Annotated in this window: 7 protein-coding genes; all 7 read left to right on the top strand. The window is 43.1% G+C overall.

All coding sequences use genetic code 11. The features are described from left to right. On the top strand, positions 1-865 hold an 865-nt coding region (locus AC37HE_RS02300; RefSeq protein WP_500781158.1), incomplete at its 5' end, for a FecR family protein. Positions 866-1,027: 162 nt separating this feature from the next. After that, positions 1,028-4,348: a TonB-dependent receptor gene (locus AC37HE_RS02295; protein ID WP_500781157.1), complete on the top strand. Its 3,321-nt coding sequence runs from the start codon at positions 1,028-1,030 to the stop codon at positions 4,346-4,348. A gap of 20 nt (positions 4,349-4,368) precedes the next feature. After that, positions 4,369-5,880 carry a RagB/SusD family nutrient uptake outer membrane protein gene (locus AC37HE_RS02290; protein ID WP_500781156.1) on the top strand — a complete coding sequence of 504 codons (1,512 nt, stop codon included), beginning with the start codon at positions 4,369-4,371 and terminating at the stop codon, positions 5,878-5,880. Between the two features lie 152 nt (positions 5,881-6,032). Then, on the top strand, positions 6,033-8,267 hold the full coding sequence (locus tag AC37HE_RS02285) for a cellulase family glycosylhydrolase (RefSeq protein ID WP_500781155.1): 2,235 nt from the start codon (positions 6,033-6,035) through the stop codon (positions 8,265-8,267). A gap of 39 nt (positions 8,268-8,306) precedes the next feature. Then, positions 8,307-10,607 (top strand): glycoside hydrolase family 3 C-terminal domain-containing protein, encoded by a 2,301-nt coding sequence (locus AC37HE_RS02280; protein ID WP_500781154.1) that lies wholly within the window; start codon positions 8,307-8,309, stop codon positions 10,605-10,607. Between the two features lie 33 nt (positions 10,608-10,640). Next, positions 10,641-12,284, top strand: coding sequence for an alpha-L-rhamnosidase-related protein (locus AC37HE_RS02275; protein WP_500781153.1), 1,644 nt, complete (start codon positions 10,641-10,643; stop codon positions 12,282-12,284). Positions 12,285-12,315: 31 nt separating this feature from the next. Further along, positions 12,316-14,586: a beta-glucosidase BglX gene (bglX, locus tag AC37HE_RS02270; protein WP_500781152.1), complete on the top strand. Its 2,271-nt coding sequence runs from the start codon at positions 12,316-12,318 to the stop codon at positions 14,584-14,586. The last annotated feature ends 326 nt before the right edge of the window (positions 14,587-14,912 follow it).

Raw genomic sequence — 14,912 nt, 5'->3', positions numbered from 1 at the left:
TCTTTTTGAAAAGGTAAAAGCCATCTGGAACGAATCGACCAACCTGCAAGGTTATCACAAGGTTGATCAGAAGAGAGCTTTTGCTGAATTGAACAGAAAGCTTGAGGCGAAGAAGCAAAATCGGAAACGACTCTTCCTGACATCAGGCATAAGCATCGCCGCAAGCGTGCTATTGATGATTGGATTATTCACTTGGATGCAACTTGGCAATACTCCCCAAAATGCAGTAATTGCTGTTCAAACAGAACTTGGAAACCGAACCCTGGTTTACCTGCCCGACAGTTCTAAAGTCTGGTTAAACTCACTTTCGAAGCTATCGTACTCCAATACGTTTGGCAAAGAATCGAGAAAGGTAAAACTGAGTGGTGAAGGCTTTTTTGAAGTAACGCATAGCGATGTGCCATTCGTTGTTGATGTCAAGGACTTTCAAATTAAGGTGTACGGAACCCAATTCAATGTTTCAGCTTACAAGGAGGATCCGGAAGTACTTACCGTTTTGCAGAAAGGTTCAATCGGGATCAATTCCCCGGGTATGAAAGAGATTAAACTAGAGCCGGGGCAAATGGCGACCTTCCAAAAGAAGAAAAAGCAATTTTTACTTTCCAATGTCAATCCCGGTGAATATTCGTCGTGGACCGACAACAAGATGTATTTGCATGAGGAAAACATGGGATCATTGGCCCGGAAACTGGAACGTAAATTCAATGTTGACATTGAGTTCTATCCTGAAAGTATTGCCCATGAAATTCACTATTCAGGGGTATTCGATGTTGAAAATGTTGAAGAAATTCTGGACGCTATATCGCTTGCAAGTGACTTAAACTATAAAAAAGAAGGGAATCATTATTTAATCAAACGAAACTAAAAAAAAACCGCCGGGTGCTCCAACACATGGCGGTTTAAATGAATTATCACCTAACTGCTCCAACAGTAGGTAATTACTAATCTAATAACAACCAAAAGTATGAAAAAAAACTGGATTGTGAGGTCCTTTTTGAGTCCTCATGTCAAAATGCTTTTACGAATTATGAAACTAACATTCGTTTTTGTTGTCCTACTATCGCTCTCTGTTTCAGCGACAGTATATTCACAACAATCAAAATTCTCGTTAAACCTAACAAACGTTACCATACGCGAAGTGCTTAAGCAGGTAGAGGAACAGACAGCATACAAATTTTTATTGCAGGATGAACGCTTAAATATTGACCAGAAAGTTAATGTTCATGTTGATCAGGCAAATATTGATGCCTTGCTTGATGAAATTTTCTCAAGTCAGGATGTGAAATATACGATTACGGATAAAAACCTGATTATTATTACCCCCTCTGTAAATGTTCGTAATGGCAACGCTCTTCAACAGCAAAATGGAAAAGTAACCGGTTTGGTGACCGATGTAGCAGGAAGTCCACTGCCAGGAGTAACTGTTGTGGTAAAAGGCACAACAACCGGTACGATTACCGATTTTGATGGTCGGTATACTATTGGCGGACTAAACGGCGAAAACATACTCGTATTCTCTTTCGTCGGTATGGGGGCGCAGGAGTTTACAGTAGGAAGCTCCACCGAAATTAATGTCGTCATGAGAGAAGATGCTGTTGGTTTGGATGAGGTTGTAGCCATTGGTTATGGTTCACAATCTAAACGCAACATTACGGGTGCCATTCAAAATGTTGAAACTGAAGATTTGGAAAGTATCCCAACCGCCCAGTTAACTCAAAAACTTCAAGGTAAGCTGGCTGGTGTTCAAATTAACCAAACCACTGGTATTCCTGGTCAAGGAATGTCAATTCGTATTCGCGGTCAGGCTTCCATTTCTGCCGGAAATGATCCTCTGTATGTTGTTGATGGATTCCCGTTGACCGGCGATATCGCTAACATCAACCCCGATGAAATAGAGTCAATCTCTGTGTTAAAAGATGCTTCTTCAACTGCCTTGTACGGATCTCGTGCAGCTAACGGTGTTGTTCTGATTACCACCAAGCAGGCTAAATTAGGGAAATCGAGCGTAAGTGTAAGCGCTTATGCAGGTGTTCAGATCGTGCCGGAAGAAGGTCGCCCGGACATGATGAACGCACGTGAATTTGCTAAATTCAAAAAAGAGATTTTTGAGGAGAATGGATGGGATGTTCCGGAGATGTATCAGAACCCGGATCAATATGGTGAAGGAACCGATTGGTTTGACGCTGTTACCCGTGCTGCCATGATTCAGAATTATTCTGTGAACTACAGTACCAGCAAAGACAAGTTTAAGTCGTCGGTTGTTGCCGGATATTTCGATCAGGAAGGGATCCTTCTAAACTCCGATTATAAACGATTTTCGTTGAGGGTGAATTCAGAATATAAATTCAACGAGAAAGTAAAAATTGGTGTGAATGTTTCGAATACAGTTACATCAAACAATACGCCTCAGAGTGATGGTATTTGGTACAACTCACCAAGTATTGTTCAGTCGGCAATTCTAACTTCGCCTTTGGCTCCGTATATCAACGAAGATGGAACGATTCCGGTTAATACAGGAACATGGTCGGGGACGACTGGCGAAACCGGAACTTTAGGTACATCCCCAGGCCCCAACTGGTATAACCAGGTTCAGATTGTTAAGAATAAAACCAAGAATATTGGTTTGCTGGCAACGGGTTTTATGGAGTATGAGCCAATCTTAGGATTAAAGTATAAATCATCGATTGGTGTTGATTTGGGAAATAACGTAAACAACTTTTTCTTCCCAGCAGCAGCAGGTAGTATTTTTAACCCAGGTAATCCTGATGATGCTTCCCGAATTTATGCAACGCACAGTAATTCATATGGATATTCCTGGTTGTGGGAAAATACATTAACCTATAAAAAGTCAATAAACGATCATAACTTCGAACTTCTGGCTGGTTATTCTGCTCAACGGGCTCATGGAGAGAGTGGATATATGTATGGTACCGGCTTTCCTGATGCACGGGTGCAAACCTTGAATGCCGCAACAACAATCACCGGAAATACCGATATTCAGGATTGGGCATTGGCTTCCTGGATTAGTCGCGTTAACTACAATTACAAAAATCGCTACCTCGTATCGCTGGCTTATCGTCGTGATGGCTCTTCTCGTTTTGGGTCACAAAACCGCTGGGGCGATTTTCCTTCAGGATCGCTTGGCTGGGTTGTTTCCGAAGAAGAATTTATGTCATCAGTTCCTCAAATTTCTTTCTTAAAATTGAGAGGTAGCTGGGGGGTAACCGGTAATAATAATATTGGTAATTATACTCAGTATGCTAATATTGTTGATACAAACAACCCGGTAAACAGCGTAATTACCAATGGAAAAAGTTTGGCTGGATTGAACAATGAAAATTTAGGATGGGAAAACACGACGGAGGTTGACTTTGGCGTCGACCTGGGTTTGTTCGACAATCGAATCTCTATTACTTATGACTACTTCCGCAGAATTACCGATGACTTACTTTACACTGTTGATATTCCGATTTCTTCAGGATTCTATAATTTCATTACCAACGTTGGTAAAATAAAGCTTTGGGGACACGAGATTACCGTTAATACAAAGAACTTAACCGGTAAATTTAGATGGGATACTGATTTCAATATTGCCTTCAACCGTAATAAAGCTTTGGCTCTGGGAACAACAAATGCGACTATTTATGGAGACTATACGATTACTAAGGTCGGGCAGCCATTGGGACAATTGTATGGTTTGGAATGGGATGGTCTATATTATACCCAAGAAGAAGTTGATGCAGTTGGCCGCCAGGGAGCCGAAGTTGGTACCATTAAGTTTAAAGATCAGGATGGCGATGGTTGGGTGTACAACGACGACCGGGATAAAACAGTCTTGGGTAGTGCCGCTCCGAAAGCGATTTATGGTTTAACCAACACGTTCTACTACAAGAATTTTGATTTGGCAATTGTATGTCAAGGAGCCTATGGACATAAAATTTTCAACCTAATGGATCGTTTTGCTGCAAACCTCGACGGTAACTTCAATGTGTACAAAGCAGTAGATCGTCGTTGGAGATCGGCCGAAGATCCAGGAGATGGTAAATATGGTAAGGTGAAATCAGGTACAACCGGTTATGAGCGTGACTGGGCTGGTTCTCAATGGCTTTATGATGCAAGTTATTTAACGATTAAGAACATTACTTTAGGTTATACCATGCCACTTAAGCGAATTAATAACTTAAAAAGCATGCGTCTTTACGGAAGTGTTCAACAGGCCTTTGTGTTTACAAAATACCCGGGTAACAACCCCGAAGTTTCAGCTGCCGGTGGTATCAACTCAGGCGCTGATGCAACGACTTACCCTGTTCCGAGAACTTTCACTTTTGGTGTTAATCTAAACTTCTAAACTTATTAAACAGATTTGATATGAACACAAAGAAATTAATATATCTGGTATTGGGAGTGTGCTTGGGCCTGACTTCGTGCTCAGACGATTTCCTGACGCTTTACCCGGAAACTGTTATTTCCGCTGGCGACTTTTATGCTACCGAAGCTGACTTTCAACTGGCTATTGTAGGAAATTATGTACCGCTAAGAAGCCTTTACGGAACAGGAGCTGCTGACTACGGTGCCTGGTCGATGGGGGAGATGCGCTCGGATAATACGGGCTTCATTTACAATACTTCGAACAGAGGTTATGCCGATCGCGAATATGTCGATCAGTTTATTGATGATTCAAATGGCGGTCCGGTGGCGAACAAATATCAGAATGATTTTATCATTATTGGCCGTGCCAACCAGATTCTGAAGTATGTTGATGATGCTGATATCTCGGATGATGCCAGAAACAACTATAAAGGACAAGCCTTGTTTTTAAGAGCATTTGCCTATTTCGATTTGGTGCAATATTTTGGAGGGGTGCCATTAATTACAACTCCCCCTACAAGTTACGATGAAACACTGCAGACTCGTGCTACAGTCGCAGAAGTGTATAATCAAATTATTGAAGATGCCACATTAGCGGCTGAGATTCTTCCTTCGTTTGCAAATCAGACCAAAGGTTATGTCGCAAATGGAGCAGCTTATACTTTGCTGGGAAATGCCTACCTTGTTTTGCAGGAATGGGCGAATGCAGAAACGGCGCTGAGTAATGTCTCGGGATATTCGTTGCAATCGGATTATGCTGCGATTTTCGATCCAAGTAATAAGAATAATTCAGAGATGATTTTCGAGGTGCAGTACAGCGACGATTTGTCGGGAGGTGCTAATAGCATGTTTGCTTATAACTTCTTGCCGATTTTGTCTAACCCCGGTGTTATCAGTGGTTTCCCGAATGGAAACACGAATGGTTATGGTGGGTGGAACACTCCAACACCTGAAATGATTGCAGCCTATGAAAGTGGTGACCTCCGTTTTGATGCTTCTGTTCAGTTTTACTCCGGTGAAGGATATGACAATATTCCTTATGTGAAGAAATATGTTCATGGTGCAGTTCAACACCAGGTGACAAACGATGACTGGCCAGTTTATCGCTATGCCGAAGTGTTACTCATGTTGGCTGAAGCTAAGAATGAACAGGGTGATGTGTCAGGGGCATTGACCTACCTGAACATGGTTCATGCACACCCTCGCACTGGTCTGAGCGCTCTGAATATTACCGACCAAAGTACAATGCGCGAAGCAATCATGAATGAACGACGTGTTGAGTTGGCATTTGAGAATAAGAGATGGCCGGATTTGGTGCGTTGGGGAAAAGCTGCAGAAGTTATGTCTGCACAGTTTGAAAAGATCAAGGCAAATCCTACAGACTATTACTATCCTGCAGGTGTTGAATTACCCAGCACTGCTTATAATTTTCAGGATTTCAGGTTGTTGTTCCCGATACCTGAACGTGAGATTAATATCTATCCGGATATCGAACAAAACACAGGCTATTAATTCGAATAAAAAGCGATTATTGAGTTTGAACTCAATAATCGCTCTCCTTAAAACTTGCTGTACCCGAATTTGAAAAGCTTGTCTTTTCTGAAAATTCAATACGAATTCATGCTCCTGGCATCGAAAATGGTCAGCTTATATCAAAATTAATCATGAAAACGACATCAACTTTTCTGTCTTTAATTCTCCTCTTATCGTCCTTTCTGGTAGTGTCTAAAAGTTACGGACAGTTTGATTCGTCTGACTTTTTAAAAGCATCAGGGCAATATATTCGCAACCAATCCGGCGAAGGTGATGTAGTCGCTCTGCATGGAACAAACCTTGGATCCTGGTTGAGCATGGAGTATTGGATTGGCCCCCTTGGTTACGGTTCGCTAAACAGGGATAACTGGACAGCTACAAATTCCAATACGGTTTCCGGTGACAATCTGAGCTACATCCTTGATGGCGATGAAGCAACAACGTGGAACTCCGGAACAACACAAAACTCAAATAGCAACCAGTATGTCACAATCGATTGCCAGAAGAAAGTCGTCTTCGACAAACTTTCTTTGTTGGCCGGCGAAAATGCAAGCGAGTCTCCCGCCTATTACAATATTCTGATTTCAACTGACGGTTCCAATTGGACCGAGATAGCCTCAGGAAGCGGAACCACAAAAGTGGTGGATGTTTACATCGGTGCCGTTGAGGCTCGCTATATCCGCATTAAGCAATCCGGTACCTCTGAAAATACTTGGTCAATTACCGAGCTTTACCTCTATATGAACGACGATTTCACGGTTAGAAATGCTACTTATGACCGATTTGGGGTCGATAAGGCCGATGAAATCTGGGATTACTATCAGGACGTTTGGATTACCACGACCGATTTGGATAGCATTAAAGCCATGGGAATGAATATGGTTCGTGTTCCGTTTTATTGGATGGAGGTGATGAACAACGATGGCACAATTAAGTCCAATGGGTTTAAACAATTGGATTGGGTTGTTGAGCAGTGTTCGCAGCGCGAAATTTATGTCATGCTTGATTTGCATGGTGCTCCCGGCGGTTTGGACGGCTATATTACCAGTGGACAAGCAACGACCAATGAACTATGGAATGATCCTGAATCTCAAGAGATGACAATTGATCTGTGGAAAGCTGTTGCCGAACATTTCAAGGGTGACCCCGCAGTATGCGCTTACGATTTGATGAATGAACCGGTGAGCAATAATTCATCCTTCAGCACGAGTGATATGTACGATTTGATATACAAAGCAGTGCGCGCAATTGATCCGGATCATATTATTTCAGTCCAGGCTTTCTATAACTTCGACATGATTGATTCACCAAGCCAGCGTGGATGGGAAAACATGTTGTATCAAGCTCACTATTACAATACCGACTATTACAACTGGGATTCGCAAAACGGATTTATTAACTGGGCTCTGGGGGATATGGCCTGGCACCAACTTCAATGGGATACGCCTGTTCTTGCCGGTGAGTACAACTTTTGGAACAACCTGGATTTGTGGAGCAAATGGATGAATGGCATGAACTGCTTTAACGGGGCTTGGTCGAACTGGACTTATAAAAACATTACATCAAACCTGAACTGGGGACTGTACCTTGGTAATACCAATACAACACCCGATTTAAACTGGGATAGCGAGGAATTAATCAAGCAGAAGTGGGATCAATTTGCGACTTCCAAATTTCGTAGAAACGCCAGTTTGATAGATACGATCCGAAGTAATACGAAGCGAATCCCTTATCGCGGGATTGGCGACTACATCAGTTTTGAAGCATATAACAATACCTATATCAGTTCCGAGGATGGTAATGCTGCCATGACTTGCAACTCCACCAGTTTGACTGATGATAAATATTTTCTGATTGTTGATGCCGGGGATGGGATGATCGCCCTAAAGGGAAGTAATGATAAATATGTGAGCTCGAACAACGGAACCAGCTCCATGACTTGCGATAAAGATGCAATAGGAGAAACCGAAAAATTCTACTGGATTGACTTAGCCGGAAAACGTGTTGCCTTGCTTGGTAAAGGGGGCTTTGTTTCGATGGAAGGGGGAAGCATCCCTATTAATGCGAACAGAACCGGTATTGACGGATGGGAAGTTTATTACTGGGGCAAGAAAGATATTAGCACTGCAGTGAATGAGATCAAAAGCTCATCACGTGTTTTTCCAAATCCCCTGCATCAGGATCGCGTGTTGAATTATACAATCGATAATCTAAATGACACTCGATTAGTCATTTACAGTACCAAAGGTGTAAAAGTTTATGATCTGCTTGTTAGCGGAAATGGATCATTGGATCTATCGTTCCTCAGTGCTGGTGTCTACTATTTAAGAATGGGACAGTTACAAGAAAAATTGGTCGTTCTATAACGCTAAATCAATAAAACATACTCCAGATAAACATTCAAAATGAAGCAAATCACAAAAATACCCAATAAGCCTAAAAAATTTAAAGCGATTGTGCTTGCAGGAGTTGCAGCAATTCTAGTTAGTTGTTCGCCTTCGGGGCAAAACATACGCTTAGGAAAATCGTCAAATCAGGAAGTTATTGCTGCAATGACACTGCAGGAAAAAACGCAACTATTGGTTGGTGACGATCCTGGTTTCCCCCGTGGCTACCCATCCGGTTTTGGAGGTGCTGATACCTTATTTGATTCGCAGCCTCCCGTGGTGGGACAAACCAAAAAATTAGTGCCGGGTGCTGCTGGAACAACCTTTGCTATCCCTCGTTTAGGTATACCGGCTATCGTACTGGCCGATGGACCAGCTGGCGTGCGCATAGATCCAATTCGACCTGATACCTCGAAAACATTTTATGCGACGGCATTTCCCATTGAGTCGTTATTGGCTTGTACCTGGGATACGGCCTTGGTTCGGCAGGTTGGTGTCTGCATGGGAAGCGAAGCCAAAGAATATGGTGTCGACATTCTGCTGGGACCGGCATTGAATATTCACCGGAATCCGCTTGGTGGACGTAATTTTGAATATTACTCGGAAGATCCTGTGGTCTCCGGAGAAATGGCTGCAGCCATGGTAAACGGAGTTCAGTCGGTTGGCATTGGTACTTCTATCAAGCATTTTGCAGCCAACAATAATGAAACGAACCGGATGTCGATCAACGCGAATATCGATGAGAAAACATTGCATGAAATCTACCTGAAAGGCTTTAAAATAGCAGAGAAGAAGTCACATCCGTGGACGGTGATGTCGGCCTACAACAAAATCAACGGTGTTTATTGCTCCGAGAATCCTGTTTTGCTGGATTCTATCCTGAGAAAGGATTGGGGCTTTACCGGTTTTGTAATGACTGACTGGTTTGCCGGTCGTGACCGCATCCAGCAAGTAAAGGTTGGAAACGATCTGCAAATGCCGGGAAGCAAATATATCGCTGAACAAATTGCCAAAGCTGTTGAGAACGGCAATTTGGATGAGGCTGTGGTTGACCGGAACATCGACCGTATTCTAAAAATAATTAAGCAAACACCCCGTTTCAAAGGGTATAAATACAGTGATGATCCTGATCTCGATGCGCACGCTAAAGTTGCCAAACAAGCTGCTACTGATGGCATGGTGCTTCTTAAGAACGAGGGAAACACGCTTCCGTTTGATAAGTCAATTCACAGAATTGCAGCATTCGGCATTGCTAGCTTTGAGACCATCTCGCGTGGTACGGGTAGTGGAAATGTAAACAGCGCGTATACTATTTCAATTCAGCAAGGGCTTGAAAATTCAGCCTATATGATTCCGGACGTATTTGAGAAAGCTTATGCTGATCATGTTAAAAACGAAAAGGAGCGAATAGGGGAGAAGAAATCGTATTTCGATCCGGATATTATGTTGCAGGAGAAGAATTGGAGTGAAGCCGATATTAAACAATTCGCTGTAGATTGCGACCTTGCATTGTTCACTATTTCCCGAACTTCGGGGGAATTTGCAGATCGCAAAGTAAAGGACGACTTTCAGCTAACCGATGTTGAACAACAAATGATTCGTAAACTTTCCAAGGCCTTCCATGGACGAGGAAAGAAGTTGGTGGTTGTATTGAATATCGGAGGTGTTATCGAAACTGCTTCGTGGAAAAATGAGGCTGATGCCATTTTGCTGGTTTGGCAGCCCGGGCAGGAAGCCGGAAACGCGATTGCTCAGATCTTATCCGGTGTGGTTTCTCCTTCCGGGAAACTGACGATGACTTTCCCTGTTAAGTACGATGATGTTCCTTCTGCTACTTATTTCCCTGATCCAGCGACTGATCCGCAGGCAGCAGATTACAAAGAAGGAATGTCAGTTGGGTACAGATACTATTGCGGAGCTGGTGTTGCGACGTCTTATGAATTTGGATTTGGTCTTTCGTACACCGACTTTACTTACAATAATCTTTCTGTCGTTTCACTTCCGGATAATCAATTCCATATTGAGCTAAGCGTTACAAATACCGGGGTAAATAAAGGAAATGAAGTTGTTCAGCTCTACCTGAAATCGAAGGACTCGAAAATGATTCAGTTGAAACATTTCGCTAAAACACCTTTGCTAAAACCAGGTGAATCAGCAAGCCTGAAATTTGAAATTACGGCCGAAGACCTAGCCGGATATGATCCGAATCTTAAAGCTTGGGTTGCGGAGGCTGGTACTTACGATGTTCTCATTGGTGCTTCGTGTGAAGATATTCGCTTGAGAACAGCGCTAACACTCGACAAGCAGGTTAGCCTTTAATTACGAGATAATTACACACTGAAATATTACACTATGCAGAAGATAAACTATCAAATATTGTTCATTGTCCTGTTTTGGCTTGTATCCGGTCAGGCAATGGCTCAAAGTTATTATCCTAACGGAAAAAAATGGGTTGAAAAGGCCGAAGCTTTGAAACCGGTGCTAAACGAAACGATTGTTGAGCCAACAGCTTTGGTTGAAATGGTGAAAAATGAGAATGCTTTTCAAGGTTGGGAAGCCCGAAAAGTAGCCCCCATTGATTCGCTTTACAGTAATTCATTCCGACAACTGAAAAGTGTGATTGTTGATTTTGGCGATCACTACACCGGTTATTTTTCCTTCGACCTGCAAACTATTTGGGGAACATCGGATGCACCGGTACGTTTAAAACTTACTTTTGGAGAGGTGCCTGCCGAGCTGGCAACACCTTTCGATCCATACAAAGGAGACTTGAGCCGGGCTTGGTTGCAAGATGAGGTTGTTACTATCATGTCGGTACCAGCTACCTATAAGTTGGAACGAAGAATTTCCGGGCGCTATATGAAAATCGAATTGCTTGGGGCTTCTCAATATTTCGACTTTCGCTTCAACAAAATTCAGTTTCATGCGATGAGCTCGGCCACGAAAGATCCTACACCGTTGGCTGCGTCAACACCAGAGCTCATTCAAAAAATCGATCAGGTAGGGACAAAAACTCTGAAAGAGTGCATGCAAACCGTGTACGAAGATGGTCCGAAGCGGGATCGTCGTTTGTGGGTTGGCGACATGTTTCTGGAGTCGCTTGCCAATACTTATTCGTTCGAAAATCATCAATTAACACAACGCTGCCTCTATATTCTGGCAGGTTTGAGTGATGATGAAGGTTATGTGCTGGGAACCATCTTCGAAGGACCGAAACCTCATGCACAAGCCGGTCAGCGCTTAATGGACTATTCGCTGCTGTATAATGTTACACTGAAGAACTACCTACTTGCTACTGATGACAAAGCCACAGCCCAAGAATTGTGGCCTGTGGCTAAACGCCAGCTCGATATCATTAAAAAATATGTGGGCGATGACGGTTTGGTTGATTACGAAAGGGCCAATAAAGAATGGTGGTTGTTCTTCGATTGGAAAGACGGACTGAATAAAAATGCGGCCATTCAGGGATTGATGATTTTTGCTTTAAGCGAAACTTACGACTTGGCTGAAGCTTTGGAAAACACGGATGAGATCGCAGAAGTTCCGGCTTTGATTAAAAGGATGAAAAAGGCCGCTCTGGCTAATTTATACAACACGAAAACCGGGATGTTTGCCTGTGGTGACGACCAGCAAATCTCTTATGCATCACAAATTTGGATGATTTTGGGTGGTGTACTCAATGAAAAACAAAGCCAAAAGGCTTTGAGTAATGTGTTGAATACACCAGACGCGCTTACACCGGGCGGTCCTTATATGTATCACTATTTTATTCAGGCTTTGATTAATTCGAACATGCAGGATAAAGCCAAAGAACTGTTGGTGAACTACTGGGGTGGAATGGTTAAAAAAGGTGCAGATACTTTCTGGGAAGTGTATGATCCAAACAACGATTTTTTGTCACCTTATCACTTCTTCCCAATCAACAGTTATTGTCATGCGTGGAGTTGTACGCCGGTTTATTTTATTCGGAAGTATCCGGAAATTTTTCAGCATTAGGCCGGTGATAATCTCAAAAGAATAGCAGAACATGAAAATTACGGGTAGTCAACGATTGTCATCGCTCATCTTATTGGCTTTTTTATGTCCGATCTGCCTTTGGGCGGCTGTAGGTGACGCAGATGGATTAGTTAATCAAAAAATATTTATTGATTCTTTGATGTCGAAGATGACATTAGATGAAAAGTTAGGCCAACTAAATCTTCTGGCCTGGGATGGTAGCCTCCAAACTGGAGCTGCAGCAAACACTGGAGTCAGCGAGAAAGTGAAGAACGGGCTTGTTGGTGGTCTTTTCAATATTGAATCGAAAACAACACGGCTGCAAATTCAGAAGTTAGCGGTCGAACAATCGCGGCTGGGCATTCCTATCATTTTTGCACAGGATGTTATTCACGGACATCGCACGGTTTTCCCGATTCCTTTGGCTCTGTCGTGTAGTTGGGATACCGACTTGATTGAACGCACTGCTCGTGCAGCTGCAACAGAAGCCGCCAGCGATGGAATTGACTGGGTGTTTTCACCCATGGTTGATGTGTCGCGTGATCCACGCTGGGGACGCGTTGCCGAAGGTGCCGGTGAAGATCCTTACTTGGGATCACTAATTGCCCAGGCGATGGTGAAAGGATTTCAAGGTGAGGATATGGCCCAACCCGATGCAGTAATGGCCTGCGTAAAGCACTTTGCATTGTATGGTGCTGCTGAAAGCGGCCGCGATTATAATACAGTGGACATGAGTGAGATTAAGATGTTTCAGGACTACTTGCCTCCTTATCATGCTGCTGTTGTTGCGGGGGTAGGCTCGGTCATGACTTCTTTCAATGATATTAACGGAATTCCAGCAACAGCTAATAAATGGCTGATTGATGATGTGCTGCACAAGGATTGGGGATTTGATGGTTTCATTGCAACTGACTACACAGCTATTCGCGAAATGGGTGCTCATGGTGTAGGTGATCTCGAAACATGCTCTGCAAAGGCATTGGATGCTGGCATCGATATGGACATGGTTAGCGAGGGCTTCGTCAATACACTGAAAAGCTCGCTCGAAAAAGGGACTGTCACTATGGATGAAATTGACGCAGCCTGCCGGCGAGTATTGGCAGCCAAATATAAACTGGGCTTGTTTGCCGATCCCTACATCCGTTTGAAAGATCAGCAACCCGACACCCAGCATGTGGAGGAATTTATGGATTTGGCGCTAGACGCCGCACATAAATCAGCAGTGCTATTGAAAAACGAACGTGGAATTTTACCACTAAACGAAGGCGTTAAAATTGCAGTAGTTGGTCCTTTGGCAGATTCGAAGAAAGATGCCATGGGCACTTGGGTTCTTAATGGAGACGAGTCGCGAGTGACAACTATACTTGAAGGATTGAAAAAGCGAGCTTATGTGAGCTATGCCAAAGGAGCCCGGTTAACGGATGACGAAGCTATGGCTAAATTAATTGGCTACCAAATGGACGAGCAAAGTAATGAGGAACTTATTAAGCAGGCAACAGAAGCTGCTCAATCTGCTGATGTGGTGGTGGCCGTTTTAGGTGAGTCTGCTGCGATGAACGGCGAAGCTGCCAGTTTTGCAGACATCAATCTTCAGGCTTCTCAAAAAGCGTTGTTGCAACAGCTTATAAAAACAGGGAAACCAGTTGTCCTGGTTTTAGTTACAGGACGGCCGCTTACATTGGAATGGGAGAACAAAAACTGTGCAGCCATTTTGCAGTGCTGGTCTGCGGGTTCTCAAACTGGAAATGCAGTCGCTGATATCCTTTTCGGCGATTATAATCCTTCGGGGAAATTAACCATGTCGTTTCCACGTAAGGTGGGACAGGTGCCGGTGTACTACAGTATGAAAACTACGGGCCGCCCGTTTTGGGATGGTGTAAAATATACCAGTCGCTACCTTGATGTGCCTAACAGTCCGCTTTATCCCTTCGGTTATGGTTTAAGCTATACTTCGTTTGCTATGAGCGATATTCAACTGGAAAAGTCTGTTCTATCGGAGAACGACACACTTAGAGCAACTGTTAGCGTTTCGAATAAGGGAGAAATGGCAGGAGAGGAGACAGTTCAACTTTACTTGCGAGACGTGGTGGCTTCTGTTACTCGACCTCAAAAAGAGCTGAAACATTTTCAAAAGGTTTTTCTAAAACCTGGCGAAACAAAAAACGTTCGCTTTATAATTACCGTCGACGATCTGAAATTCTATAATTCAGACTTGGAATATCAAGCTGAGCCTGGCGAATTCAGACTTGAAATCGGTCTCAACTCCCGGGATACAAAAGCACTAAATTTTACACTGAAGTAAGATCTTTCCACTACCTGAACCAATTCCGTATAACGTTTTATAGAACCGATTAGAGCTCTGTCTCTAATCGGTTTTTTTGGGGATGTGCAAAATGCAACGAAGGGGACATTTAAAATTACGTATTGAATGGGAGATGTATACGCTTCAATCTATGGCAAATCATATTTGACAGAGGTGCCGGATTTCGCAGATAAACTGTTTGGGCAAAAGTTGGATTTTTCCTTTTATAGTTAAGTTTTATGCTGATAAGCACCTTGTATTATAAAGCATTTAGAGGAGATTTTGGGATAATTCAACTATCTTCAAGCAAAACTAACTGACCCTGA

This window comes from Mangrovibacterium sp., from assembly GCF_059905295.1.
Note: the sequence above shows the minus strand (reverse complement) of the source record. Positions and strands in the feature narration are given on the sequence as shown.